This window comes from Rhizobium tropici CIAT 899, assembly GCF_000330885.1.
Lineage (GTDB): Bacteria > Pseudomonadota > Alphaproteobacteria > Rhizobiales > Rhizobiaceae > Rhizobium > Rhizobium tropici.
In genome coordinates this window covers 1,946,055-1,972,746 of the sequence record NC_020062.1, presented here as the reverse complement: position 1 = coordinate 1,972,746, position 26,692 = coordinate 1,946,055, and the positions used below count along the sequence as shown (strand labels likewise).

The window sequence follows — 26,692 nt, the reverse complement described above, 5'->3', positions numbered from 1 at the left end:
CACAGTTCAGTCCGGCCAATTCAGCACACCGTCGAAGCGATGCCGGCTGCGGTTCTCGATCGGTGTCGCGATGATCTCGTTGGAGGCGCGTGCCTTGTCGAGTTCCTCGGTAAGCCTCGTCGCGACGATCGTTTCCTGGCCGGGATGCAGGTTGCATGGGTCGAGATAGAAATAATGATGCTCCACCTCGTGGTCGCGCACGATCACGGGCGGGTTGCCGCGGGCAAGTGCTGCGGAAAGATCCCAGGCGCTGATATGCGCCTCGGGTGCCGAGATAATGACCCGCATGCGGTCGAGCGGGTTGTTGGTGGGGTCGGGCTCGATCAGGGCGGTGACGCCGGGGCGGCCGTCGAGACTTCGCTTCCATAGGTTCAGATAACCGGTCTCGCGTTTGCGGATGCCGGCATGGTCGCGCTTTTCCCAGGCCTCCAGCGCCGCCATGGTGCCATAGATGCTTTCCTTGCCGACCTTCATGCCGCGGCCGATGCCCATGTTCTGCAGGAAGGCGTTGCGCACCAACTCCTTCCCGCCGGCAACGATGCCGGAGGTCGGGCCGCCGAGGAACTTGTGGCCGGAATAGAGCACGATGTCGGCGCCCTGTGCCAGGAAGAGTTTCAGGTCATATTCCGAAGCGGCATCGACGATGACGGGCACGCCCCTGGCATGGGCAATCTCGACAAATTCGGAAAGATGCAGCTGGCCGTAACCGACCACATGATGGGATACCACATAGACGGCTGCTGCCGTCTTCTCGGTGATGGCGTTTTCCATGTGGTAGCGATGCGTCGATGTTGCCTGGCCGATCAGCACGACCTTGCCGCCGGCAAGGCGGATTGCCTGATCCACGGGGGCGCCGTAGCTCACCACATGGCCCGTCTGCACGATGACTTCGTTCTTGTCCGGTTTGGCATCAGGCAACTTCTCTATGGCAAGGAGGTTGTTGCCGGTGATGGCGCCGGCGACGGCGAGGCTGATGCCGGAGGAGCAGGATGCCGTCACGAAGCCCGCCTCGCCGCCCGTCAGCCGGGCGATGACGGCGCTGGCCTTGCGCTGAAGGTCGTTGATCTCGACGAATTGCGGCAGGATTGCCGCCATTGCCGCAACGGCTTCAGGCACGACGATCGACGCGCCGAGGCTCGTCATGGTGCCTGATACGTTGATGACGGGCCTCAGGCCGATCTTGGTACGGATATCATCGGACATTCTATCTCTCCAAAGTGAAGGCGGGCTGCCGTTTGCCATCGACAGCTATGCCATAGTAATGTAATAGCTTCTCGAAATCTCACGAGGAGCGTTGATTTGGACGCCAAGACCCTACCTGCCGCACCCCCTGAAAACGGCGATTCCATCGGGGAAGTGGAAACCAAGGGCGCGCGCCGTTCGCGTGTAAGCGGCATCGACCGCGCGCTGCAGGTGATCGATTATCTCTATGAAACCGGCGCGCCCGCTGGCGCTTACGCGATTGCCAAGGCGATCAAGGCGCCTCTTTCGACCGTCTATGTGATCATCGACGATCTGGTCGAAAAGAACATGCTCGGCCGCAATGCCGATGGTTCCGTCTGGCTCGGGGCGCGTCTTTACCACTACGGCCTTGCCTATGCCCGGTCGCTGGATTTCATGAGCGTCGCCACCCGTGAAATGCACGATCTTTGCCGGCAGGCGAGTGAGACGGTGCAGGTCTGCGGCCGCGACGGCGACAATATGTTGGTGCTGGCCATGGCGGACGGTCCAAGCCATTTCCAGGTCGCCTCCCGTGTCGGAACCCGCGTGCCGCTCAACTGGACGGCGTCGGGCCGGCTTTTGGTCGGCCATCTGGCGGAAGACGAGAGGATCGACCTTTTCAAGCGCTGTGCCCGCACCTCTCCGACCGGACGGGCGGAGGTCGATGCCCGCGTGCTTTCCGATTCTGCGGGCAAGGCCTTTGAGGAGCGCTTGTCGATCCAGGTGGCGGAATCCGATTATGCGGTTGCCTGTATCGCCTCGCCGGTCGTTGACCGGGATGGTCAATGTGTCGCGACCATTTCGATCGTGCTTCCCGAACAGAAAGCTGTTTCCGACGGCAGCCATTACGGCGAGCAGGTGCGCGCGGCTGCCGAGCGTATCGAAAAGCTGATGGGCTGGCGCAACCACTGAATTCGTCCTCCATAGAGCAATTCCAGCAAAAGTACGACGCGGTTTTGCGTCCGGAATTGCGCAAAAACTAGTCGTTGAGCGATACGATCGCTTCGATTTCGACCGTGATGTTGCCGGGCAGCGAGCCGAAGCCGACGGCCGAACGGGCATGCTGGCCCGCTTCGCCGAAGACCTCGATGAAAAGGTCCGAGCAGCCGTTGATGACCCTCGGATGGTCCTCGAAATGCGGCACGGCATTGACCATGCCGAGCAATTTTACCACCCGCTTCACCCTGGAGAGATCGCCGAGCGCGCCGTGCATGACGGCAAGCAGGTTGATGCCCGTCAGCCGCGCATGCTGATAGGCCCGGTCGACGCCGACATCACCGCCGACCTTGCCGGAATGGAGATGACCGTCCAGCTCCCGCGGCCCCTGGCCCGACAGATAGAGCACGTTGCCTTCGCGGACATGGGTGACAAAATTGGCGATCGGCGGCGGCGGCGGCGGAAGCTCGATGCCGAGCGCCGCCAGTCGCTGGTAAGGTGTTTGCGCTGCTGAAGCGGCCTGTGTTGGGGACGTGTTCACGTATGCTCCTGCTATGCGATCTTAATGTTTTGACTAACGCCACGAATAGCCATGGCTGTGGCGGACGAGTTTGCGAGCGCGGGGCACGTAGCGGCTAGCGGTGATCGCCTCCGCGCCGATCACCGCGTAACGCGGTTCGAACAGCTTCTTGAGGCGCGAGACGTCGCCATTGGAATCGGTCGCCTCGAGATCCGCATCCACCAGGTCGAAAATGGTGAAGTCTGCTCGTTCGCCGATCGATAGCCGGCTGTCCATCGAAAGCTTGATGACCGAGGCCGGTGCATGGGTGACAGCGTCCACGACCTTGTCGAACGGCATGCCGACCGACAGCAGCTTGGACATGGTGGTCGCGAGATCCCAGACCGGGAAGTTCATCGAATGCCCATGCAGGTCGGTCGAGATCGAGTAGGGCAGCAGGCCGCGTTTGATCGCCGCTTCCGCGACCTTGAAGGAGAAGGACGCTCCGCCATGGCCGATATCGAGCCGGATGCCTTCGCCGGCGCAGCGTTCGGCGAGATTGTAGAGGTCCTCATCCTCCATGATGCTGGAACCGGCCTTGCCGTTGAAGCAGTGTGTGACGACATCGCCCGGCCCGAGGATTTCGAGCACTTCGTCATAGAGCGCAGGCGGCTCGCCGACATGCACCATCATCGGCACCTTCAGGATCTTGGCGATCTTCTTGCCAAGCTTGACGGGTGTGACACCCCAGGAGCCGGTGATGACGTGACTGGCACGCACCTTGATGCCGACGATATGCTCGCTGTTCTCGGCATAGCATTCGAGGATGCGGTCGAGATCGATATCCTTGATATCGCGCAATTCGGGGACGCGATTGCAGGCAACGAGGCCGATCGAGCCGAGATTGAGGAAGGCCTTGATGCGTTCCCTGGAGGGCTCGATGATATATTCGCGGAAACCATGAAAATTGGCTTCGCCGGCCGAACCCGCATCGACCAGCGTCGTGACGCCGCGTTCGGCGCCGCATTCGGAGGGGCGGATCGAGATGTCAGTGCCGCCATGCCAGATATGGACGTGCAGGTCGATCCAGCCGGGAGAGATCCAGGCGCCCTTGCCGTCGATGCGCTCGACATCGCCGGGAGCGGCAAGCTGCGGGCCGAAAGCGGCGATCCTGCCATCAGCGTCGACGAGAATATCGATAATGCCAGCATCCGTATGGCTGCCGAATGCCATAGGCTTCACATTGGTGAGGAGGAGCGATTTGCTCGCTTTTTCACCGGTCATTTACAGGTCCTTTCGAAGTCTTGGATCGAGCATGTCCCGCAAGCCATCGCCAACCATTTGCAGCGAGAGCACGGCGAGAATGATGGCAAAGCCCGGGAAATAGGTCATCCAGTCGGCCTGGCCGATATATTGGCGGCCGGCGGCGATCATGGTTCCCCAGGTCGGGATTTCGGGGCTGACGCCGAGACCCAGGAATGAAAGTCCCGCTTCGGCGAGCATGGCGCTGGCAAAGAGAAACGAGCCCTGCACCAGGATCGGCGACAGGAGGTTTCGAAGGACATGCCGCGTCATGATGTGGAACGTCGAGATGCCGAGAGCCTTGGCAGCCTCCACGTAAGGGAGTTCACGGATGACAAGCGTCGAAGCGCGGACGATGCGAGCCAGCCTCGGCGCGTACACGATCGATAGCGCGACGATAACAGTCGTCAGCGACGGGCCGAGGGCCGCGACCAGCGCAATGGCGAGCAAAATGTCGGGAAACGCCATCATCGCATCGATGAGGCGGGCGATCGGCGTGTCGAGCCTCTGAAAGAAACCGGCGAGTAGGCCCAATGTGACGCCGATCGCGGCCGATAGTGCCACGACGGCGGCTCCGACGAGCAGCGATAATCGTCCTGCATAGATGGTGCGGGAGAAGATATCGCGGCCGAATTCGTCGGTGCCGAACCAGTAAACCCCGCTTGGAGGCTTCAGTCGATTGGCGATCGAAAGTTTCGAGGGCGAATAGGGCGCGATCCATGGGGCGAGAACAGCCAGTAGGACAAAGATCGTCAACACGATGAGGCCGGCGGCGACGGCCTTGCGCTTCAGAAGCCGGCGAAGGAACTTGCCTCGCTCACTCTGTACCTGCTTTGGTGTATCGGTTGCGATATCGGCCATCAGTAGCGTACCCTTGGATCAACCAGCAGGTAGAGCATGTCGATCGCAAAATTGATCAGGACGTAGAGGCCGGCGATGACGAGCAAGGCCCCCTGGATCACCGGATAGTCGCGGCGCAGCACCGCCGAGACGACGAGGCTTCCGACACCCGGCAGGCCGAAGACGGTCTCGGTGACGACAGCGCCGGAAATCAGCACGGCGGCTGTCAGACCCAGAACGGTGAGAATTGGAATGAGTGCGTTCTTCAGCGCGTGTTTGAGGACGACGCGGCGCTCGATCAGCCCTTTCGCGCGGGCGGTGCGGATATAGTCGTCCCCGAGCACGTCGAGCATCGATGCGCGGGTGAAGCGCAGGATCAGCGCCGAGGAGACGAGGCCGAGCGCGACGGCCGGCAGCGTCAGATGATACATGCGATCCAGGAAGCTTGCGCCCGGTCCGCCATAGCCGGACACCGGAAATATCCCCAGGCGCACCGCGAAGAATTGAATCAGGATGAGGCCAAGCCAGAAGCTCGGTATGCTCGCGGCCAGCATGCCGATCGCCATAGAAGCCTGGTCGACGAGCGATCCGCGCCGATAGGCGGCATAGATGCCGATCGGCAGCGCGATGACGCCAGCGATGAGGAGCGAGAACAGAGTCAGGAAAAAGGTCGGCTCGGCGCGTTCAAGAAGCGCGGAGGAAACCGGAATATTGAGGAAGATCGATTGGCCGAGATCGCCCTTCAGCAACTGCCCGATATAAAACAGGTACTGGACGAGGATGGACTGGTCGAGGCCAAGCCGGGTTCGCAGTTCGGCAATATCCTGCGCGGTCGCATCCGGGCCGAGCATGACGGCGGCCGGATCGCCGGGGGTCACGCGCACGATCACGAAGACGATCGTGACGACGAGAAACATCACGACGATCATGCCCGCAAGACGTTGAAGGATGTAGCGTATCATTGCGTCGGTTCCCAGAGCGGTTCCGCTTTTCTTCGAATCTCGGGAACAGGCGCCGGCCGCGACCGGCGCCCGAGCACCTTGGGAGGCTTATTTCTTGATCGATACGTTCCAGAAGTAGGGCCACGGCGCCGGGGCGACGCCCTGAAGCTTTGTGGAGATCGCCGCAACGGCGTTGAAATCGCCGATCTTCATCATGGGAGCCTCGTCATAGATGGTCTTTTGAACATTCGCCCAAAGCGCGATGCGCTTCTTGGGATCGACCTCCGTGTTGAACGCGTCGATCGCGGCCTTGCTCGTCGGCGTCGTCCACCAGCCGGGCGAGCTTGGCGACAGCGTGCCGATGAGCGCCGGTTCCGGCAGGAAGGGGCTGTGGCTGATATAGATGTCCCACAGCGCCCTGTCGGCACGGCGTTGGGTGAGCGTTGCCCAGTCGACTACCTGAAGGTCTACCGTGAAGCCCGCCTGTTTCAGATATTCGGCCGCGACCTGCGCCATCTTGTAATGGAACTCGTACTGGCGGCTGGTCAGGATGCGGATCGGTTCGCCCTTGTAGCCTGCCGCCTTGGCGGCGGCAGCAGCGCCTTCCGGATCGGCGACGTTGTAATTCCCTTTGACGCCGGCATCCGTGCTCCAGGTAAAGGGGGCAGGGTAGATGTTGCCGTCAACCGTATAGAAATTTGTGCTGCCGAAGGCGGCCGCCAGCATATCTTCCATGCTGAGCGCCTGACGGATCGCCTTGCGGATCGCGATATTCTTCGTGATGCCGTCGGCGGTATTGAAGACGAAGACCGGATAGCCGAACGGCTTCAGGAGCAGCGGCTGGGTCGCCGATGACGACTTCAGCTTGTCGAAGGATTCGACTGGAAGACTGTCGATGTAGTCATATTGGCCGGAAATGGCCGCCTCGACGCGGGTATTGGCGTCGGGCACCGGGACGAAGCGGATTTCGTCGAGATATTGATGCCGGGCGCCGCCATAACCATTGCTCTCGCCATCGCGCGGCTTGTAGCCATCGAAGCGCACCAGCTGGATATACTGGTCGGGCTTGCGCTCCTTCAGCATGTAGGGGCCGGTGCCGATGAAATCGGTCATCGTATCGGCCTGCTTGCTGGCTGGAATGATGATGGCGGCGGAGTTGTTGAAAGCAAGCAGCGAGGCAAGGGGCGCGTAGGGCTGCTTCAGCTTGATGACGACAGTCGCGGGATCCTGGGCGGTGATGGATTCGATGAAGCCGCCCGCCTGCTTGCCGCGCGATGCCAGCTTGATCCAGCGGTTGAGTGAGGCGACCACATCATTGGAAGTCATGACGCTACCGTCATGGAACTTGATGCCGGTCCTGAGTTTGATCGTGTAGGTTTTGCCGTCGGGACTGATCTCGGGCAAGCTTTCGGCAAGCAGCGGCGTAACGTTCCAGCCCTTGTCGAAGGTGTAGAGCGTTTCGAAGATATGTTGGGTGACGATACCGACGAGATCGGCCGTGGAAGTCATTGGATCGAGCGTCGGCGGCTCGCCGATCGTCGCGACATTGATGACGCCACCTTTTTCCTGAGCCATCAACACCGAGGGCGCTGTAACCAGGGCAGCCGCAATCAGGAATCCGAGTCCTAACCTCATCGATACACTCCCAATTATGTTCCACAATTATGTTATATAAGATTTTATAAAAGAATACAGGACGGGCGGGGACTGTCAATGGCGGTGAAAACAAGGGCGTATCGGCTTGAATGCGCAAAGGTTCCGTCTTGCCGAAACAGTTTGGCCGGAGCAGATTGCAGCGACAGAGGAGATAGTGCATGGCACCTTACGATGCTTCCGGCCCCAACGTGAACGGTATCGAACCTCGTTGGACGTCCAGTGCAAAGAGCGGAGTTGGCACGGCGCTTTCGCCGGCCTGCCGCATCTGGTTCACTCTCAGTCACGGCATCTTGAACGAAATCTATTATCCCCGCGTCGACAGCGCCTGTACCCGCGACATCGGATTGATCGTCACAGGTCCCGATGGTTATTTTTCGGAGGAAAAGCGCGATACGGAGAGCGTCGTCACCACGGTCGAGGATGGCGTTCCGGCCTATCGGTTGATCAATACTGCAATCGACGGGCGTTACAGGATCATCAAGCGCATCATCGTCGACCCGATGCGCAGCAGCTTGCTCCAGCAGATATCGTTCGAACCGCTTGAGGGAACGATCCACGATTATCGTCTCTATCTGCTTGCCGCTCCGCATCTGGTCAATGCCGGTTACGGCAATACGGGGTGGGTGGAAGACTATAAGGGCACGCCGATGCTTTTTGCGGCGGGGACAGGCGGTGTCTCGATGGCTCTTGCGGTCAGCGGCGGCTGGCGAACGGCATCTGCCGGCTATGTCGGTATTTCCGACGGATGGCAGCAATTGCAGAAAGAGGCCCGGTTGGACCCGGCCGTCGCGCGTGCCGTCGACGGCAACGTCGCCCTGACCGGTGAGATCGATCTGATCGGCGGCAGCGACACCGTCACCGTATCGCTCGGCTTCGGAAGCCATTCCAAAGAGGCCGGCTACAATGCCCTTGCCAGTCTGCAAGCCGGCTATGACGGCGCCGAGCGCAGCTATGTTGCCGACTGGCGGGCCTGGCAAGACGGATTGCTGGCCCTCGACGAACCGAGAGCACCGCCGCCCGAAGTCAATCGCTATCGAATCTCGACAGCCGTGCTGGCAACGCACCGACCACTTTCCTTCGAAGGGCCGGCCGTTGCTTCTCTCTCCATTCCTTGGGGCTTTGCCAAGGGCGACGAAGACCTCGGTGGCTATCATCTGGTCTGGCCGCGCGATCTGGTCGAGACCGCCGGCGGCTTCCTGGCCGCGGGCGCTTCGCAGGATGCGCTGCGCATTCTGGCCTATCTGCGCGTCATCCAGGAAGAGGATGGGCATTGGCCGCAGAATTGCTGGCTGGACGGCGAGCCTTACTGGAGCGGGATCCAAATGGACGAATGCGCGTTCCCGATCCTGCTTGCCGATGCGCTGCGCCGCGAAGGAGTCCTTACGGGCGATCTATTGTTGTCCTACGTGCCAATGGTCGAAAGCGCAGCGCGCTACGTCGTCGTCAACGGCCCCGTCACGGGTGAGGACCGCTGGGAGGAGGATGGGGGCTTTTCTCCCTTCACCTTGGCGGTTGAGATCGCTGCGCTATTGGCGGCGGCCGATATTCTGGAAATTGCCGGTCAGACGCACAATGCGGACTATCTGCGGCAGACTGCGGACGCCTGGAACGACCAGATCGAGCGCTGGACCTATGTCAGCAGCGATGCCGAAAACGCCGCTCTCGGGGTCAAGGGCTATTATGTCCGTATTGCGCCGCCTGAAATCGCCGACGGGAGCTCGCCCGCCGATGGTTTCGTGCCGATCAAGAACAGGCCGCCCGCTGAATCCTTCCTGCCGACCGCTCGCGTCGTCAGTCCCGATGCCTTGGCGCTGGTGCGGTTCGGATTGCGAGCCGCCGATGATCCCCGCATCCTCGACACAGTCAGAGTTATCGATGCTCAGCTCAAATGTGACCTGCCGCAAGGGTCGCTATGGTATCGCTATACCGGCGACGGCTATGGCGAGCATGAAGACGGTGGGCCATTCGACGGCACCGGTATTGGGCGCCCATGGCCGTTGCTGGCGGGCGAGCGCGCCCATTATGAGCTCGCGGCCGGTCGGCCGGAAGTGGCTCTTGGATTGCTCAAGACACTCGAGCAGTCTGCCGGGCAGGGCGGATTGCTGCCGGAACAGGTGTGGGACCAGCCCGATGTCCCGGCACTGGGACTCGCCCTCGGAAAACCTTCCGGCAGCGCCATGCCGCTGGTCTGGGCTCATGCGGAGCATATCAAGCTCCTGCGCTCGCTGAGAGACGGGGCGGTTTTCGACATGCCGCCGCAAGGTGTCGAGCGCTATGTAAAAAACAAGATGACGGCACCCTTCGTACCATGGCGTTTCAACAACAAGCTGTCGCAGCTTTCCGTCGGCAAGCGCCTGCGGATCGAGGTCATGGCGCGGGCGATCATTCGCTGGAGTGTCGACGGCTGGGCCAGCGCCAGCGATACCGAAACGAGCCAGAACGGCTTCGGGATACATGTCGCGGAGCTGTCATGCGAGCGCCTGCCCAAAGGCGGTTCGATTGCCTTTACCTTTTACTGGCCTGACACCGACCGCTGGGAGGGAGAGGATTTCTCCGTCTCCGTCGTTGAAACGCCATAGTGCGATTTGTGCCCGTCGTGGATAGAAAGTGTGGACGAATATGAGCCAGGTAACAGAGAGCCGCAAAACAAACGTAAAACTGAAGAAAACCGTGGCGCCGGCTGCGACAGAAGAGCTTGTCGTCTTGGCAATCGATCTCGGCGGTTCGCATGTAAAAATGCGTCTCAGCTCCGGCGGTGAGCGCCGGGCGGCCGTCTCCGGGCCCGCAATGTCGGCAAAAGAGATGGTCCAGACCGTCAAGGATCTGACGAGTGATTGGCGATACGACGTTATCGGTATGGGATATCCAGGCCCGGTGTTGAACAACAAGCCGGCTGCAGAACCACACAATCTTGGACCTGGCTGGCAGGATTTCGACTTTTCCGCCGCTTTCGGCAAGCCGGTCAAGCTTGTCAACGATGCCGTGATGCAGGCAATCGGCAACTACAAAGATGGCAATATGCTGTTTCTCGGCCTCGGCACCGGATTGGGTTCGGCGATGATTGCCAATCACGTTTGCCTGCCCATGGAGCTCGCTCACCTGCCCTACAAGAAGCGGGGCACCTTCGAAGACTTTATCGGCGAGCGTGGCCTTGAGAAATACGGCAAGAAGAAGTGGCGCCAGTCGGTTGAGGAAATCGTCGAAAGATTGAGGGCGGCCTTGCTGCCGCATGAAATCGTTATCGGCGGCGGCAATGCGGAAAAGCTCAAGGAACTGCCCCCCGGCTGCCGTATCAGCGACAATGAAAATGCGTTTCTCGGAGGATTTCGCCTTTGGAAGGATACGACTTTGAGCTTCTAGGCTGCGAGGGTGATCGAATGGAACGGCATGAGGGTCGGTCTTATGTCGCTCGATCTTTGTGGGTAGAAAGATAGCCAGCATTATTTCAATGCGGCTTTTTCCCGATGGACGATGTCGGCAAAAAGACGCAGCGCACCACTTGGCTGTTCATTGCGCCGTGCGAGATAAAGTGGCGCTATAAGGTTGGCGTGAGGATCAAGCCTCAGATAGGCGATGCCGTTCGTCTCCAGCCGGGCGATCGATCCTGGAATGATGGAGATTCCGAGCCCGGCGGCGACCAGACTGAGCGTCGACAACAACCGGGGAGCTTCATGCCGTATTTTCGGGCTGAAACCCGCGGCAAGGCAAGCTGCTATGATGCTGTCGTATAGCCCCGGCCCGGAGGGACGGCGGTAAAGTATGAAAGCTTCGTCTGCGAGCTCCGACAATCGAACGTGGCGAGGCTTCTCTCCTTTCGCCATCACAAGGGGATGACGATCGGGAAGAGCGACCAGCATCTCTTCATCGAGAATTCGGGAAATCACAAGACCGCCCGACTGTGCAACGGGAGAGCGCACGAGCGCGACGTCGAGAAGGCCGGAATGCAGCATGGCGATCAGATCGGGCGTACTGGCTTCCTCAAGCTTGAGCGCGACATCCGGCGATGTCTCGCCGAGCGAGCGGACGGCTGAGCTGACCAACGGATGAAAGGCGGCCGAACTGGTAAAGCCGATGGCGAGGCTTCCCTCCTCTCCGCGAGCATTGCGCCTTGTCGCCTCTATCGCAAGATCGACATCGTGGAGAATGGTCCTTGCCCTCTCCACGAAGGTTCGCCCCGCATCCGTCAGCTCGACGCCTCTGGGCAGGCGTTTGAAGAGCGACGCACCGACGATGGCTTCCAGCTTGGCTATCTGCTGACTGAGCGGCGGCTGCTGGATACCGAGCCTTTCGGCAGCGCGGGTCACATGGCCCTCATCGGCAACGGTTACCGCATAACGGAGATGTCGAAGTTCGATCATGGCATATCTCAAGCATATGGATGACGTTCCATCCATATATTGGACGCATGATCGGTAAAAGCCTATTTTGACGGTCTGTCCGACATAAACATACAGGCCACGATATGGATGCCATTTCTCATTCCAGTGCTGCTCAACGGGAAGGACCGGCGGTCGCGGAGCTCTTTTTCGGTTTTTTCAAACTCGGCCTCATCGGGTTTGGTGGGGTCTTGCCGCTCGCACGCCGCATGGTCGTCGAGGATCGCAAATGGTTGACGGGGGAGGAATTCACCGAACTGCTCGGGCTGTGTCAGTTCCTGCCGGGCGGCAATATCATCAATATGGCGGTGGCGATCGGTTCGAAGTTTCAGGGCGTGACGGGGGCTTTTTCCGCTCTTCTCGGACTGATTGTCGCGCCGACGGCGATCGTGATCGGCCTTGGCGTCATTTACGATCAGTTCAATAGCGATCCGCGCATCCAGCACATGTTTGCAGGCCTTGCTGCAGCCGCGGCCGGTCTGCTCATCTCGATGGCCGTCAAGATCGTCCTGCCGCTGCGCCGCAGGCCGGTCACCCTGGTCATTGCGGTCATTTGCTTTGCCGCCATCGCCATTGCCGGGCTGCCCTTGCTGCCGACCATGCTGGTTCTGGCGCCGCTCAGCATCCTCGCCACTTGGAAGCTCGAAACATGACCACGACCCTCGTTTCTCTTGCAATCATTTTTACCCAGCTTTCGCTGCTGGCCTTCGGTGGCGGCAATTCCATTCTCCCCGAAATGCATCGGCAGGTCGTCGATGTGCAGCATTGGATGACGGCGCAGCAATTCGGCGCGCTGTTCGCCTTGGCGCAGGCGGCTCCCGGGCCGAACCTGATGGTGGTGCCTCTGGTCGGCTGGCACGTTGCCGGATGGGCGGGCATGCTGGTCACATCAGCTGCAAAGTTCGGGCCTTCTTCGGTCCTGACCTATCTGGTGCTCCATCTCTGGAACCGCTTCAAGGACAGGCCATGGCGACGGATCGTGCAGGCGGGATTGGTGCCGATGACCGCCGGGCTTGTCACCGCCAGCGCGGCTGTCATCACGGAGGCATCAACCCAGGGGTGGATTCTCGCGGCGATTGCCGCAGTGGGCGCACTTGTCCTTTCGACGACGCGCGTCCATCCGCTCATCGTTCTCGGCATCGGCGCATTGATCGGCTTGAGCGGCGTCGGCCAGATGTGAGCCGGCGTGGTTCAGTATCAGGTTTGGGGTAGGCACCCTTCTTGCCCTTGGGACTTATTTTCACAAACGCCTGAAATCCTCTGTTTCATGGAGGCCACCCTCAAAAGAGGGTTATTGATGTCGATGATCGTCGCGGCGCTCTTGCATTTGGAAACCAATATGCAAACAATCCATGTCATCATTCCACTGGGAAAGATTGCCGGCGATAAAGCTGGTGAGGTCCTTTTGATCAGCTGGTGAGGCCCCCAGTGTCCTGCGATGGAAATGGAATACTCGATCCTCAGGCAATCGCCTCGCGCGAGTTCATGCATTTGCGTGAATTGTTTGATCGATCGTTCAAGGCCGCTCGCATCGGGGTATGGGAATGCAGTCTTCCCGACCAGACGCTCAGCTGGACAGATATGGTCTACGAACTCTTTGATCTTGCGCCGCAAACGCCGCTGACGAGGGATGAGATCCTTAAACTCTATACTCCCGAGGCCCGAAAGCATCTCGATGAGGTGCGCGAGAAGGCAATTCGCACGGGCGAGGGTTTCAGCCTGGATGCTGAGATCATTACCGCAAGAGGCAATCGGCGATGGATCAGAATAACCGCCTGCGTCGAATTCGCGAACGGAGTTGCGACTAGAATTTTTGGGATGAAGCAGGATGTCACCGCCGAGAAGACGATGGTCGAGCAGCTTCGTCAATTGGCCGAGTACGACATGCTCACCGGGCTGACGTCTCGCACCAGATTCGAAGCGTTTTTCAATGAAATATGCGCAGCCGAGGGCCGAACCGGCAGAGCGCTCCTTCTGGTGGATCTCGACGGCTTCAAATCCGTAAACGATACTCTCGGTCATCAGGCCGGGGATGATTGCCTCAAGGCGGCAGGCCGAAGGCTCGCACGCGCGGTCCCCAAGGCCAATATGGTGGCGCGCATTGGCGGCGATGAATTCGCCGTCATTCACGAATGCCTTTCGACCGAGCATCTTGCAAAAATTGCCGATCGTGTTGTCAGAGAATTGAACTGGACCGTCTCCACGCCTTCGAAGACCATTCGCATCGCAACCTCCGTCGGCGCGGCGATAATCCTGCCCGGCCATTCTTCCAAGGACATATTCGCGAAGGCGGATCGTGGTTTGTATGAAGTGAAATCGTCGGGAAAGAATGGCTTCCGGATTGCACCATCTACATGGTCGATATGTGAGGCTGCTCTTTAGGCGAGCTCGCCACCCGGTCGTCAATCACGACATCATGCCGCCGCAGCGTTTTCCTGGAAACGAACCTCACGCATTTGTGACAGCTTTCATGATTCCTGGGATATCTTTGCGCCAAATCAGGACTAAAGTGTCGGCAGTCGCCCTCTCCCTTGAAGGCGCCCTGACTTTTGGAAGAGCATCCCATGCAGCAACGAAAAAGCGTATCGGTCGAAGAGCTTCCCGAGAATACCGCACTTGCAATATATGAGCTGATCGGCGGCACGTTCCGCAACTATTCCGAGGTCCTCTACATTCGCGTACCGGATGTGACCGATGACGGCACGTCCATGGGCGGCATTGAAATTACCATTCGCAAGACGGCTTCTGTTCCATCACTGCGTGCGGCCTCACACAGATAGTAAACATCTCTCCTCAATTGAGTTCCGAGCGTGTGCTCGCGATGCGCTCTCCACTTTTGTCAAATAGATGAACTGCCTCATCGGCAGGTGCGATGTGCAGCACATCGCCCGGTGCGGCTCTGATCCGCTCACGGAACACGCAGGTGATCGTCTGCGTGCCTAGGCGGACGATGACCATAGTCTCGGATCCCGTCGGTTCGACGACGATGGTTTCCACCGCAATGCCATTCTGGACGAGCCTGATATCTTCGGGGCGAATGCCATAGGTAACGGCCGCCGCCGGATGCTGACCGCTCGGCAGCACGATCCCGTCGGTAGTACGGAAACCGGCGCTCGTCATGCTGCCGTTGATGAAATTCATGGCGGGAGAGCCGATGAAGCCCGCAACGAAGAGATTGGCCGGTCGATCATAGAGCTCGAGCGGCGAGCCCGACTGTTCGATCAGGCCGTCCTTCATGACGACGATCTTGTCGGCCATCGTCATCGCCTCGATCTGGTCGTGCGTGACATAGATCGTCGTCGTCTGCAGTCGCTGGTGCATTTCCTTGATTTCGGAGCGCATCTGGACGCGAAGTTTCGCATCGAGGTTCGATAGCGGTTCGTCAAAGAGGAAGACGGCGGGATCGCGCACGATCGCGCGGCCCATGGCAACGCGCTGCCTCTGGCCGCCGGAGAGCTGCTTCGGATAGCGCTCGAGAAGGTTTTCGAGGCCGAGGATCTTTGCGGCATTGCCGACGCGCTGATCGATTTCCCCCTTCGGCATCCGCTTCAGCCGCAGGGAGAAGCCCATGTTCTTGGCGACCGTCATATGCGGATAGAGCGCATAGTTCTGGAACACCATCGCGATGTCTCGATCCTTCGGCGCGAGATCGTTGACGATATGCTTGCCGATCTGGATATCGCCTGAGGTGATCCCCTCCAGGCCGGCGATCATTCTGAGCAGCGTGGATTTTCCGCAGCCCGAGGGGCCGACGAGTACGACGAACTCGCCGTCGCGGATATCGACCGACACGCCCTTGATCGCTTTGAACGCGCCATAATCCTTGCGCGCGTTGTTCACTCTGACATGAGCCATTTCCGTCCTCCCAGATAGTGTCAAAGCTCGCTCAAGACCTTTCGAAGATAGGCAAGGCCAAGGCGCTCGCCCTCTTTCCGTTGGGCGAGATCCTTGCCCGGCCAACCGAAAGCTGCATCCTCGTGCTCGATCGAAAGCGTGCCGTCAAAGCCATTGGCGCGCGCCTGGCGCAGGAAGCGCGGCCAATCAAGAAGTCCATGACCCGGCAGCTTGTACTGCCACCACCCCTTGCCGTGATAGCCGACGGCCTGCTGCGCGGCCGCATCGATTGCCGTGTCCTTGGCATGAAGGATGGCGATGCGATCCTTGACCGCATCCATCGCGATATAGGGATCGATGCCGATGCGGATGAGATGGGAAGGGTCGAATTCGAGGCCGAAGCGTTTGTCGGGAATTCGTTTAAAGAGCTCCTGCCAGCCTTTCGGCGTGGTGCCGATGAAATTGTTCTTCGGGCCGGGCCAGTTCTCGATCGCGAAGATCAACCCGCTCGACGTCGTCCGGGCGATCAGCCGGTTGGCGAAGTCGGCGAAATCATCATAATTGGCGTCCTCGTCTGCGCTTTCATCTCGGCCGGGAAAGATTACGAAGATCGGCACGTCCGCTTCGCCGATCGCGTCGGCGAATTCCTCGGTGATGGCTCGAAGCTCGCCGCGTTTGGCGCGATCGGTATCGAGCTGATTGCCGAAAAAGGCGATCGAGGAGACGAAGAGGTTGCGGTCGCGGGCAAGGGCGACCGCCGCCCGCACCTTGTCCGGTGTCTTGATATGGCCGCGGACATCGATTTCGATTGCGTCGAAGCCGGCGGAAGCGGCGAAGTCCACCACCTCTTCGAATGGCCTGTCGTTGAACGTCGACGTATAAAAACCGATCCTCATTAAAATCCTCCCTGTGGCCGCAGCCGCCAATTCAATTGTTCAGGTGTTCAGGCGGTCCATGAATTTGAGCGGTGAACGCGTGCGCTGGACCTCATCGGCCGAGGCGAGCATGAGGGCTGTCGCCATCGGCATTGCCGCGGCGCCGATCGCGCAGGCGTCCTCGCCGAGCGAGGCACGATGGATCGATGGCAGCGCCGTATCCTCCATATCAAGGTGGTCGTGGACATAGCGCAGCAGCTCATCGATCATGCGGATAGGCAGGCGGCCGCCAAGGATGATGGCGTCGGGATCGACGATCATGCCGATGTGCTTGACCGCGACGGCGAGATGCGCGCTCATCGTCTTCAGCCATTGCGAGACCAGCTTCCTTCCACGGGCATCCAGCGTGAGGAGGTCCGAGGGCACGTTTGCCTCGATGCCGTGCTCGCCCAGGAACTTGTAGAGGAAGAAGAGCGAGAATATTTCGCCGAGAAGCTCGACTTTCTGGCCTCCCCTGTGGCGGGGATCGACGATTGGCAGCCAGCCGATCTCGCCGCTCAGGCCCATGGCGCCGCGATGGCCGGCGCCGTCGAGCACAAGGCCGCCACCGGGGCAGGCATTGAGCGAAATGTAGAAAAAGCTGCGGCTTTCGGCGCCAAGCCCGTAGTCAAGCTCGGCAAGCGCTGCCGCATTGGTTTCGTTCTCGATGAAGACGGGATGCTGTGTCAGGTTTTCCAATGCGGTCCGGACATCGAAATCCATCCACTCTCCGTAATCGTTGGGCTTGCCCAGGAAGGCGATCTCGCCGAGCCAGTCCGGCATCGCAAGCCCGATACCGGCCAGATGCGCGTCGTCGATCAGACGGCTTCGCTGGAAATGCGAGATCGCATCGGCGGTCAGCTGCATGAATTCGCCGGGCAGGATGTAGCGCTTCTCATGGTGGACGCGGGCGCGCACGTTGCCGACGGCATCGACGGCGAGGATCGTCAGATGATCGCGATCGATGTTGATGCCGATGGCAAAGAAGGCGTCGGGGTTGATCTCAAGCTCGATTGCCGGCTGCCCTCTCAGACCGTGGCGCCGGCGAGCTTCGATGATCAGGCCTTCATCGAGCAGGCGATCGACGATGCGGGCGATCGCCGGCTTGGTGAAGCCGGTCTGCCGGGCGATTTCCGCACGCGAAATCGGTGCCTGCCGGTGGATGCAGCGCAAAACGACGGCTCGATTATGTTCGCCCGCATCCTCGACATTGGCTCCGGTCAGGTCGGGAGACAGTTTGACACCGGTCGTTTGGTTCATCGTCGGGATCCTTTATCAGTCTGGCACGCGCAAACCGGCCTCATCCCTTTACCGAGCCACTGGTCATGGAGCCAAGGATCAGCCGCTGCAGCGACAGGAACGCCACGATCGCCGGTACGACGGAGATGAGGCAGGCAGCCGCCAGCAGCTGGATGGACGAGTCGGTTTGCATGCCACGGAAGTTAAAGATCCCGACGCCGATCGGCATCAAATTGTTTTGCGTGAGCAGCAGAAAAGGCACGAGGAATTGCGACCAGCCGGCAATGACCGTGATGATGAAGACGGAGGCGATGCCCGGTGCCGACAGCGGCAGCACGATCCGCCAGAAGACGGAGAAACGGTTGCATCCGTCGATCATCGCGGCTTCGTCGAGGCTACGTGGAATGCCGTCGACCGTGCTCTTCAGAAGCCATGTCGCAAGCGGCACGCCAAGCGCGATATAGACCATCGTCACGGCGAAATGCGTATCGAGCAGGCCGAGGCGGTTCATATAGCGGTAGAGCGGCACCATGATGACCAGCGGCGAGATCATCTGAAAGAGCAGAAGCCCCATCATCGACAAGCCCTTGCCGCGGAACTGGAAGCGCGAGAAGGCGTAGGCCGCGGGCATGGCGACGATCAGAACGCCGAAGCCACTGAGCGCCGCAAGCTTCAGACCATTCCAGAGATAGAGCGGGAAGTAGCTGTTGTTGAGCACGGTGATGAAATTGTCGACGATGGGATTATGCGGAATATAGCGCGCCACTCCGCGATAGATTTCGCGTTTGTCACGCAGCGCCATCGACAGCAGGTAGGTGAGGGGGCCGGCGAAAAAGATAAACATCGCCAGCATGAAGAGATAGCTCAGGAAATCGCCGAAGCGCGTGCCGGTTCGCCTGCTCATCGTTCATCCTCCTTCGGCAGGAATGAAGCGTAGACGACGGCCAGCCCGAGGCTGATGATCAGCATCAGCACGGAAAGCACACTGCCGCCGGACAGATCGTAGTTGCGGAAGACGATGTTGAAGACATAGAGCGATATGACCTCGGTGGCGCGGCCAGGCCCGCCACCCGTCAGCGTGATGATCGCGTCGAAAGTGTTCAGCGTCATGATGGTGATGAGGATCATGTTGACGAGAATGGCGGCGCGCAACTGCGGAATGGTGATGAAGAAGAATTGTTGCGAGCCCGTCGCGCCATCCACTTCCGCCGCCTCGTAGAGCGAGGAATCGATTGCCTTCAACGCGGCATACATGACAACCATCGAGAAGGCCGTTCCGCGCCAGATGTTCGAGATCAGGGCCGACCAAGGCGCGATGGCGGGATCGGACAGCCAGGCGACCGTCGGCAGGTGCATGAGCCGCAGAATGCTGTTCAGTGCGCCATAGGGCGCCTCTGAAAACAGCATCTGCCAGATGATGCCGCCGGCGATGCCGGGCACGACCCAGGCGATGAGCGCCGTGGTTCTGAGGATTGTCGTGCCGAACAGGCCGCGTTTTTCGCCGCGAACGACGACGACGGCAACGGCAAGGCCGAGGATCTGCTGGCCGATGACGCTGCCGCCGACGAAGACGAAGGTTGCCCAGAGGATGTCGGGAAGCTGCGGCGAACTCAGCATGTTCGCAATGGAAGCGAGCGTATAATCCTGATTGTCACCGATCAGCGTCGCATTGGTGAAGGACAGACGGAACACGTCGATCACCGGATAGAGATAGAAGATGCCGATGACGATGATCACGGGCATGATCCAGGGTAGAGGCGCGCCGGCGAAGCGGCGCATGAACGATCTGCTGTGGGGCCGGCTGGCCGCCTCGATGGCGATAAGGGTCATTGGGCTTCTCTGTCCGGGTTTGATACTGCCGGCGGCGCCCCTAAGGGCACTGCCGTGATCGCAATCGTTAGAGACGCTTGTAAGCCTCCATGGTCGCCTTGAATGCCGCGTTAAGGGCCTCTTCCGGCTGTTTGGTACCCGACAGGACGTCGCCCATCATGATCTGGATCTGGTTGGAGATTTCCGGATAGATCGGCGCGCCCGGGCGGGCCTGGCCGTTGGCGAGAGCTTCGGCAAAGGTCTTGTTGGCTTCGGTCGCGAAGACGTCATATCTGTCGAAGAGCGATTTGCGCGTCGGCAATTGCTGCTGAAGCGCGTTGCCCGGCCCCATATAGATGTCGCGGGCAAGATTGGCGCACATCTCGACCTTATCCTTGTCCTTGCTGAAGGAGGCGATCGTCCAGCCGCCCGTGCCTGTGGAACGCTGATCGGCCGTTGGGCCGGGAATCGGCGAAAAAGTCCAGTTGGCGAATTCGTCCGGGTCCAGCGTTGCCTTTAACTGGGCGAGCTGCCAGTTGCCGCCGATGAAGAGCGCCGTGGTTCCCGCGGCCGCCGCCGCGTTCAGGTCGTCATAGTTGCCGATGGTGGTCACGCGCTTGGGCGCCGCGCCGGAATCGACGAGATCCTTGTAGTAGGTCAGCGCCTTGAGGAATTTCTCCTTGTTTTCGCCCTCGCCGAAAACAGGCTTGCCGCTGTCGTCGACGAGCTTGCCGCCGAGCGCCCAGTAATTGGCAAGCCAGTCGAAGGTCGACCCCTCATAGCGGGCGGCATTGAAGAGGATGCCCTCCATGCCTTCCTTGACGGAGGCAAGACCGGCCTTCTTCAGGTCGTCCCAGGTCTGCGGTGCGTCGGGAACGATGGATTTGTTGCGATAGAGCACACGAAGGTCAGTATCCCACCACCAGGCGCGGATCGCCTGATCCTTATCGGTAATGCCGTTGCGGATGAAGGGAAAGAGATCGGCAACCTCATCCTTGGAGAAATAAGGGGTGAAGTCGGCGAGCACATGATTGACCATGAACTGTGAGAGGACGAAGGAGTCGACGGCGGCGCAATCGGGAGCGTTGCCGGCCTTCGCCTGTTCGAGCATTTTTGCCTGTTCGGTACCGATATCCGCCGACATGAACTGCATCTGCAGCTTCCAGTCGGGATGCTTCTTGATGAAATCGACGAAGAGCTTTTGGTAGCCCTGGGCAATCGCCGGATCGGGGTTGTTGGGGCTGTCGTTCGTAAGTCGGACAGTGAGGGTTTTCGGCGCGTTGGTAAGGCCGATTCTGTCCTTTGTTGCCAGTTCCTGGGCAAACGCGGCAGGCGATGAAAACAACATCGTGCTCAGCGCCAAGGCGCTGACGAACGCTCTCTTCATGATGGGTCTCCTCCCCATTTTGAACGGATACAGCCTGGCGGTCGGTTGACCTCTCCTCATTTCCATGCTGCATTAATTAGATTAAGTTACTTTGGTTTGATGTCAAGTCGCAGCTCGGGAGGATTGAGATGCTAGCGACATTCAACAGTAGCTAGCGGCCTCAATCCGCTGCTCCCGATCGCAGAATAATCGAGCCGTTGCGGGCAGCCGCAATGGGCAGCGAGGTTTTGCTCCGGCTGTCGAAACAGCCAAACCATCAATGGAGGATCAGATGCGTCTACTCATTCTCGGCACCGGCGGAATGGCCAACAAGCATGCGGCAAGCTTCAAGGAGATCCAGGGTGTCAGCGTCGTGGGCGGCGTCGATGTCGTGCCCGAGCGGCTGGCCGCCTTTTGCTCGGAACACGGTATTCCCAATCGTTTTTCCTCGCTGGAAGAGGCCTTGGCCTGGGGCGAGTTTGACGCTGTTGCTAACGTGACGCCTGACGCTGTTCATCACCCGACGACGCTGCAGGCGATTGCGGCCGGCAAGCATGTCTTCTGCGAAAAGCCGCTTGCGACCGACGCAACCAAGGCGATGGAAATGACCGAGGCTATCGAGAAGGCCGGCAAGGTCGGCATGGTGAATTTCACCTATCGCAATTCACCTGCCCTGCAGAAGGGGCGGCAGATGGTGCTCGCCGGCGAAATCGGCAAGGTGAGGCATGTCGAAGCTTCGCATTTGCAAAGCTGGCTGGTGGGGAAGCATTGGGGCGACTGGAAATCCGAGAGCAAATGGCTGTGGCGTCTCAGCAAGAAGCATGGCTCGAACGGTGCGCTTGGCGATATCGGTATCCATATTGTGGACTTCGCCTCCTATGGTTCCGGTCTCGATATCGCTCATGTTTTCGCGCGGCTGAAGACCTTCAGCAAGGCGCCGGGCGACAAGATCGGAGACTATGATCTCGATGCGAATGACAGCTTCACGATGAATGTCGATTTCACGACTGGGGCGATCGGCACCATCCAGGCGACGCGCACCGCCGCCGGGCAGATGGACCAGCTGCGCCTCCGAGTTTACGGCGAAACGGGTTCGATCGAGATCATCTACGACACAGGAAAGTCAACGCTTCGCGCCTGCCTTGGCGAAGACGTTCATACGGCAACATGGCGTGATATTTCGTTCGACGACGTGGAAACCAATTATCAGCGGTTTGTCCAGGCGGTCAGAATGGGCAGGACACAGGAGCCTTCGTTCCGCCGCGCGGCCAACATCCAGAAGGTTCTCGACAAAGCGCTCGCCTCGGATATCAGCCATAAAGACGAGGCGCTTGCCTGAATCCGCCGTGAGGTTCAGCCTGAGACCGGCGGCAGCAGGGTATTCAGAAAAGGCAGGAGTGCCGCTCCCAGCGCCACGCCGCCGCCGCTGAAGCTTGCCGGCTTCATCGGCGAGATCCAGGGCGTGAGGAAGGGTCGCTTCGACGTGTCGCGTCGCTCGACGGAAAGCTGATGGATCAGCGCGTCGATGACTCCTCGCGGCAGGTCGCCGCCGATCATGATGACACTCGGCGCTATGAAGCCGGCAATCGCGATGATCGGGTCGAGCAGGTGGCTTGCTGCCTCGCGGATCCATTCGGCGAGCAATGGTGATGGCGGCTCCTGTCCGTCTATCAGGCGGCTGAATTCGTCCTCGTTGAGAAATTTGCGTAGCGCGCCAAATCCGACCACCATGTCCAAGGGAACATTGTCGGGGCCGGTTCGCATATCGCCGATATTGCCCGCACGTCCGTGAACGCCCGAATAGGGAATGCCTCGAACAAGGAAGCCGGCCCGGACATCCTCGTCGATGATGATCATTGCGAGCCCGCCTTTCAGGGCCGGCGTGCCGATCGTGCGCTCGGCGAGAAGGCTTGCAGTACATTCGCTCTCGACATAGCTGCGCGGTAGTTTCGATGCGACATCCAGCTGCTCGCGCTCTTCTGCGCTCCAGTCATTCGAGCCGATACCCAGGCCGATAATCGGCAGGTCAGCATGGCGACCAATCATGTCCTCGATCGCCGAAAGGATCGATGCGGCCCTCGTTGTCCGAGTGAGGGGGAAATAAATGCGGTCGTGAACCTGGCCGCTGAGATCGACAAGCACGGCCTCGCCGCGATTTTGACGAGCACGGATGCCGATCGAGAAGGCTCCCTCGGGCCGCAGGGCAAATTCCGTTGATGTCGCGCCGCCGCCGGCACCTTTGCGCCGATGCGACGTCACCAGCCCTTCATCGCCAAGCCGGCGCAAAATATTGGTGATCCCCGGCCCGGTCAGTCCCGAATGTTTTCCAAGCTCCATGCGGGTCAAGGGTCCATGGCGGCGGATCGCCTCCAGGATGACGCGAATATTTCTGTCGGCGATTTCTCCCGACCGCAGACCGAGTGTCTTCCCCCGCGTAACGTCCGTCTCCTCCGGCTGATAGCGCCGTGGCCCGGATCGAAGATACCGCATATTCGATTTCCTTGCGTATCCTGATGCTTGTGTATCACGGACAAAACTCTCGCAACTTATTTCTGTGTGCCTTGACGCCAAAACAAAGTTACTTAATCTAAATTCCGGCTGTGCGATCCGCTGGGAGGAGAGGGCGCGGGGCCTGCGACCTGTTTGCGTTGACGTGTTCTCTCCTCTGCCGCCAGTTGCCGATTTTCCGATAGGACCAGCCATGTCTCTTACTATTGCCCAACGCCTTGATCGCCTGAAAGTCCGCACTGCAGAGCTTGCGCATTGGCGCGACAGACAAAGCCTCGCGATTGATGGCTGGACCTTCGATGGAGAGCCAATTGCGCATCATCAGGATTGGCCGCATCGCAACGGGACGGTTCGCTTCGCTGCCAAGGCAACTGCGCCACAGGACTGGCCGCTCGAACAGATCCGCCTGCAGCTTGATCTTGGCGGCGAGAGCCTGCTGACGCTGCGCTACCCCGATGGCGAAGCCGAGACCTTCGGCCTCGACCCCTATCACCAGGAGTTTCCGATCAAGGGCCGCGACTTCCAGATCGCGACCGAGAGCGTTGCGCGTTTTCCGTTCGGGGAGCCGAATAGGACCCCGAAGCTGAACAGGGCGCGCTTGATCTGGCTGGATGAGGCCGTCCACCGGCTGCATCTCCTGTTGCAGCAGATCGGCGAGGCTGCCGATATTCTTGGCGGCCACGAAGTCGTGCCGCATCTGATCGATGCCGCCGAACGGGCGCTGCGCAGCCTCGATTGGCCGTCGGACACATCAGCCTATATCTCGCGCACCTCAGGCGCGGCAATGCAGCAGAAGATCTGGGAATTGCCGGAGCTTCAGGACAATCCGGCCGGTCTCAGCGAAGCGCAGAGTGCTTCGGCGGCTGCTGCCTATGATGAATTGCTTGCGCAACTGAAAGAGCTTCAAAAGCGCTTCCCACAGAATGGCGAACTGCTGCTGACCGGCCATGCCCATATCGACCTGGCATGGCTTTGGCCCTATGGCGAAACGCGCCGCAAGATGCGCCGCACCTTCAACACTGCGCTCTCGCTAATGGAACGCTCCGACGACTTCCGCTTCAATCAATCGACCGCCCAATATTATGCGCAGATAGAGGAAGATGATCCGGAGTTGCTCGAGCGGATCAAGAAGAAGGTTATCGAAGGAAAATGGGAAACCGTCGGCGGCATGTGGGTCGAGCCTGATACCAATATGCCCACAGGCGAGAGCCTCGTGCGCCAGGTTCTCTATGGCCAGCGCTATTTCGAAAAGCATTTCGGCCTGCGTCATAGCGTCTGCTGGCTGCCGGATTGTTTCGGTTTTTCCGGCGCCCTGCCGCAGATCCTGCAGCTTGGGGGCATCGACAGCTTCTTCACGATCAAGGTAAACTGGAGCGAAAGCAATCACATTCCGTCCGATCTCTTCTGGTGGAAGGGGCTCGATGGAAGCAAGGTTCTCACTCATACCTTCGATAACCCCATGCAAGGTTATAACGGTTTCGTACAGCCGGATTGTTTCGTGCTGACCTGGAAGAATTTCCGCGGCAAGACGCAGCATGACACCTCGCTGCTGGCCGTCGGCTATGGCGACGGCGGCGGCGGCGTCACGCCGGAAATGGTCGAGCGTGAGGTGCAGCTGCGCGATTTCCCGGCGATCCCGAAGGCGCGCTGGGGCACCGTGAGAGGCTTTTACGAAAAGGCCCACCGCACCGCTAAGGAAAAGGAGCTGCCGGTCTGGGATGGGGAAATCTACCTCGAACTGCATCGCGCGACGCTGACATCGCAAAGCGGGGTCAAGCGCAAGCATCGGCAGGCCGAACGCGCCCTGATCACGGCGGAGACGCTCGCCTCGCTTGCCCATATGCTGGGCGCTGCCAAACCTCGGAGCCTGGAGGCAGATTGGCGCGTCGTTCTGAAGAATGAGTTTCACGATATCCTGCCTGGATCGAGCATTCGCGAGGTCTATGTCGACGCCGAGCGCGAGCTTGACGGCGTGATCGACAATGCCAAGGCGGAGCAGGTCAGATCCGTGACGACGCTATTGGCCCATCTTCCGGCGGGCGGGGTCACGGATGCGCTTTTCGTCGTCAACCCGTCGCTTTCGCCGCGCCCGCTCACCACAACACTGTCCGATGGAACGGTACTGGCCTCCGCCGATTCCGTCGCACCTCTTTCCGTCGCGGTCTTCGATCGCAAGGCGATCAGGCCGGCCGGGCTTCTGAAGGCCGATAGCCATCAGCTCGAAAACGAGTTTTTGTCTGTCGTCATCGGCAAGGATGGAGCCGTCTCGAGCCTTGTTCACAAGGCAACGGGGCGGGAGGCGATCGAAGGGGCGGCCAACCAGCTCTGGGTCTATCCCGCCGACAAGCCGCGCAACTGGGATGCCTGGGACGTGGATGCCGATTATGCCGAGAAAGGAGTCCGCCTGGATCAGCCTGAAAGCATCACTCTGGTCGAGGAGGGACCGCATCGCGCCGCGATCCGTGTCATCAATCGATACCGCAACTCGACCGTGACCCAGCTTTATGTTCTGACGGCCAATGCCCGCAGGCTGGATATCGAGACGACCATCGACTGGCATGATCGGCGAACGCTGCTGAGAACCCTCAGTCCGGTCGCCGTGCGGTCGCGCACCGCGACTTTCGAATGCGCCTTCGGTGTCGTCGAGCGGCAGACGCACACCAATACGTCCTGGGAGCAGGCGATGTTCGAGGCGGCGGCGCATAGGTTCGTCGATCTCAGCGAACCCGGCTTCGGCGTTGCCCTGCTCAATAATGCCAAATATGGCCACAATGCCCGCGGCAATGTCATCGGCATGAGCCTCGTGCGCTCGCCGATCTATCCCGATCCGCTGGCCGATGAAGGCGAGCAGAGCTTTACCTATGCGCTGATGCCGCATGAGGATGCCTGGTATGACGGCGGCGTTTTATCGGAGGCGATCGATCTCAATCAGCCGCTGGTCAGCATGGAGGCAAGCGGTCTTGCGGCCGGCACCTTATCGCCGCTTGGCGTCGAAGGCATACCAGTCGCTTTCTCGGGTCTGAAGCCGGCCGAGGAAGGGGAGGGCCTTGTCCTGCGACTTTACGAGCCGGCCGGGCGTCGTGGTCATCTGTCGCTTACCCTGCCGTCGGGATGGCAGACATCGGGGCCGCTGAACATCCTCGAAGAACCGATCGAACGCACTGGACCCGCAGACATCATGCCGTTTGAAATCCGGACCTGGAAATTGCAGCGGACCTGACGGCTAAGCTCGATTTTGTCGGGCCATTGCC

24 protein-coding genes are annotated in these 26,692 nt (G+C 59.9%); 10 read left to right on the top strand and 14 right to left on the bottom strand.

The genetic code is table 11. From position 1 onward, the window contains the following. Window positions 1–6 precede the first annotated feature (6 nt). The gene (locus RTCIAT899_RS31125; protein WP_015343830.1) at window positions 7–1,203 is read right to left on the bottom strand and encodes an aminotransferase class V-fold PLP-dependent enzyme; all 1,197 of its coding nucleotides are present in this window, start codon (window positions 1,201–1,203) and stop codon (window positions 7–9) included. A gap of 96 nt (window positions 1,204–1,299) precedes the next feature. Between RTCIAT899_RS31125 and RTCIAT899_RS31120 the strand changes: the two genes are divergently transcribed. Next, entirely contained in the window at window positions 1,300–2,133 is an 834-nt protein-coding gene (locus tag RTCIAT899_RS31120; protein WP_015343829.1) for an IclR family transcriptional regulator, read from the top strand. 67 nt (window positions 2,134–2,200) lie between these two features. Here RTCIAT899_RS31120 and RTCIAT899_RS31115 read toward each other — a convergent pair whose 3' ends face one another. The 5 genes from RTCIAT899_RS31115 to RTCIAT899_RS31095 form a co-directional block, all read right to left on the bottom strand. Then, the gene (locus RTCIAT899_RS31115; RefSeq protein ID WP_376766869.1) at window positions 2,201–2,713 is read right to left on the bottom strand and encodes a RidA family protein; all 513 of its coding nucleotides are present in this window, start codon (window positions 2,711–2,713) and stop codon (window positions 2,201–2,203) included. An 18-nt stretch (window positions 2,714–2,731) separates the two neighbouring features. Continuing rightward, entirely contained in the window at window positions 2,732–3,940 is a 1,209-nt protein-coding gene (locus tag RTCIAT899_RS31110; RefSeq protein ID WP_015343827.1) for an amidohydrolase/deacetylase family metallohydrolase, read from the bottom strand. Then, a complete protein-coding gene (locus RTCIAT899_RS31105; RefSeq protein ID WP_015343826.1) occupies window positions 3,941–4,819 on the bottom strand; it encodes an ABC transporter permease in 879 nt (292 codons plus the stop codon). It abuts the gene before it with no gap. Beyond that, complete coding sequence (locus RTCIAT899_RS31100; protein ID WP_015343825.1) at window positions 4,819–5,760, bottom strand: ABC transporter permease; 942 nt, start codon at window positions 5,758–5,760, stop codon at window positions 4,819–4,821. Before RTCIAT899_RS31100 ends, RTCIAT899_RS31105 begins: the two co-directional genes overlap by 1 nt. An 87-nt stretch (window positions 5,761–5,847) precedes the next feature. Beyond that, the gene (locus RTCIAT899_RS31095) at window positions 5,848–7,374 is read right to left on the bottom strand and encodes an ABC transporter substrate-binding protein (protein ID WP_015343824.1); all 1,527 of its coding nucleotides are present in this window, start codon (window positions 7,372–7,374) and stop codon (window positions 5,848–5,850) included. 179 nt (window positions 7,375–7,553) lie between these two features. Between RTCIAT899_RS31095 and RTCIAT899_RS31090 the strand changes: the two genes are divergently transcribed. Together RTCIAT899_RS31090 and RTCIAT899_RS31085 are read left to right on the top strand one after the other, a co-directional pair. Next, entirely contained in the window at window positions 7,554–9,974 is a 2,421-nt protein-coding gene (locus tag RTCIAT899_RS31090; RefSeq protein WP_015343823.1) for a glucan 1,4-alpha-glucosidase, read from the top strand. Window positions 9,975–10,014: 40 nt separating this feature from the next. Further along, entirely contained in the window at window positions 10,015–10,755 is a 741-nt protein-coding gene (locus RTCIAT899_RS31085; protein ID WP_085999229.1) for an ROK family protein, read from the top strand. Window positions 10,756–10,835: 80 nt separating this feature from the next. Here RTCIAT899_RS31085 and RTCIAT899_RS31080 read toward each other — a convergent pair whose 3' ends face one another. After that, window positions 10,836–11,753, bottom strand: a complete 918-nt coding sequence (locus RTCIAT899_RS31080; protein ID WP_015343821.1) for a LysR family transcriptional regulator — start codon at window positions 11,751–11,753, stop codon at window positions 10,836–10,838. 104 nt (window positions 11,754–11,857) lie between these two features. Between RTCIAT899_RS31080 and RTCIAT899_RS31075 the strand changes: the two genes are divergently transcribed. The 5 genes from RTCIAT899_RS31075 to RTCIAT899_RS31060 all read left to right on the top strand — a co-directional run bounded on the left by RTCIAT899_RS31075 (window position 11,858) and on the right by RTCIAT899_RS31060 (window position 14,551). Next, window positions 11,858–12,424: a chromate transporter gene (locus RTCIAT899_RS31075; RefSeq protein WP_015343820.1), complete on the top strand. Its 567-nt coding sequence runs from the start codon at window positions 11,858–11,860 to the stop codon at window positions 12,422–12,424. Beyond that, complete coding sequence (locus tag RTCIAT899_RS31070; RefSeq protein WP_015343819.1) at window positions 12,421–12,951, top strand: chromate transporter; 531 nt, start codon at window positions 12,421–12,423, stop codon at window positions 12,949–12,951. The genes RTCIAT899_RS31075 and RTCIAT899_RS31070 overlap by 4 nt, the downstream gene beginning before the upstream one ends. A gap of 117 nt (window positions 12,952–13,068) precedes the next feature. Further along, on the top strand, window positions 13,069–13,191 hold the full coding sequence (locus tag RTCIAT899_RS34475; RefSeq protein WP_280117193.1) for a hypothetical protein: 123 nt from the start codon (window positions 13,069–13,071) through the stop codon (window positions 13,189–13,191). 65 nt (window positions 13,192–13,256) lie between these two features. Then, entirely contained in the window at window positions 13,257–14,153 is an 897-nt protein-coding gene (locus RTCIAT899_RS31065) for a GGDEF domain-containing protein (protein ID WP_051043417.1), read from the top strand. 182 nt (window positions 14,154–14,335) lie between these two features. Next, window positions 14,336–14,551: a hypothetical protein gene (locus RTCIAT899_RS31060; protein ID WP_041678285.1), complete on the top strand. Its 216-nt coding sequence runs from the start codon at window positions 14,336–14,338 to the stop codon at window positions 14,549–14,551. 13 nt (window positions 14,552–14,564) lie between these two features. Here RTCIAT899_RS31060 and RTCIAT899_RS31055 read toward each other — a convergent pair whose 3' ends face one another. From RTCIAT899_RS31055 to RTCIAT899_RS31030, 6 genes are all read right to left on the bottom strand, one after another. Further along, complete coding sequence (locus tag RTCIAT899_RS31055) at window positions 14,565–15,626, bottom strand: ABC transporter ATP-binding protein (RefSeq protein WP_015343817.1); 1,062 nt, start codon at window positions 15,624–15,626, stop codon at window positions 14,565–14,567. A gap of 20 nt (window positions 15,627–15,646) precedes the next feature. Beyond that, window positions 15,647–16,501, bottom strand: a complete 855-nt coding sequence (locus RTCIAT899_RS31050) for a sugar phosphate isomerase/epimerase family protein (protein WP_015343816.1) — start codon at window positions 16,499–16,501, stop codon at window positions 15,647–15,649. 39 nt (window positions 16,502–16,540) lie between these two features. Further along, complete coding sequence (locus tag RTCIAT899_RS31045) at window positions 16,541–17,779, bottom strand: ROK family transcriptional regulator (protein WP_015343815.1); 1,239 nt, start codon at window positions 17,777–17,779, stop codon at window positions 16,541–16,543. A gap of 40 nt (window positions 17,780–17,819) precedes the next feature. Beyond that, a complete protein-coding gene (locus RTCIAT899_RS31040) occupies window positions 17,820–18,662 on the bottom strand; it encodes a carbohydrate ABC transporter permease (RefSeq protein WP_015343814.1) in 843 nt (280 codons plus the stop codon). Continuing rightward, window positions 18,659–19,588, bottom strand: coding sequence for a carbohydrate ABC transporter permease (locus RTCIAT899_RS31035; protein WP_015343813.1), 930 nt, complete (start codon window positions 19,586–19,588; stop codon window positions 18,659–18,661). Before RTCIAT899_RS31035 ends, RTCIAT899_RS31040 begins: the two co-directional genes overlap by 4 nt. Before the next feature lie 67 nt (window positions 19,589–19,655). After that, entirely contained in the window at window positions 19,656–20,954 is a 1,299-nt protein-coding gene (locus tag RTCIAT899_RS31030; RefSeq protein WP_015343812.1) for an extracellular solute-binding protein, read from the bottom strand. A gap of 271 nt (window positions 20,955–21,225) precedes the next feature. Here RTCIAT899_RS31030 and RTCIAT899_RS31025 point away from each other — a divergent pair, with 271 nt between their 5' ends. Then, window positions 21,226–22,272, top strand: coding sequence for a Gfo/Idh/MocA family protein (locus RTCIAT899_RS31025; protein WP_015343811.1), 1,047 nt, complete (start codon window positions 21,226–21,228; stop codon window positions 22,270–22,272). A gap of 14 nt (window positions 22,273–22,286) precedes the next feature. Here the strand turns inward: RTCIAT899_RS31025 and RTCIAT899_RS31020 are convergent, their stop codons facing one another. Continuing rightward, entirely contained in the window at window positions 22,287–23,423 is a 1,137-nt protein-coding gene (locus tag RTCIAT899_RS31020) for an ROK family transcriptional regulator (RefSeq protein ID WP_015343810.1), read from the bottom strand. Window positions 23,424–23,634: 211 nt separating this feature from the next. On the opposite strand from RTCIAT899_RS31020, the gene RTCIAT899_RS31015 reads away from it, so the two are divergent. Further along, entirely contained in the window at window positions 23,635–26,661 is a 3,027-nt protein-coding gene (locus tag RTCIAT899_RS31015; protein WP_015343809.1) for an alpha-mannosidase, read from the top strand. The last annotated feature ends 31 nt before the right edge of the window (window positions 26,662–26,692 follow it).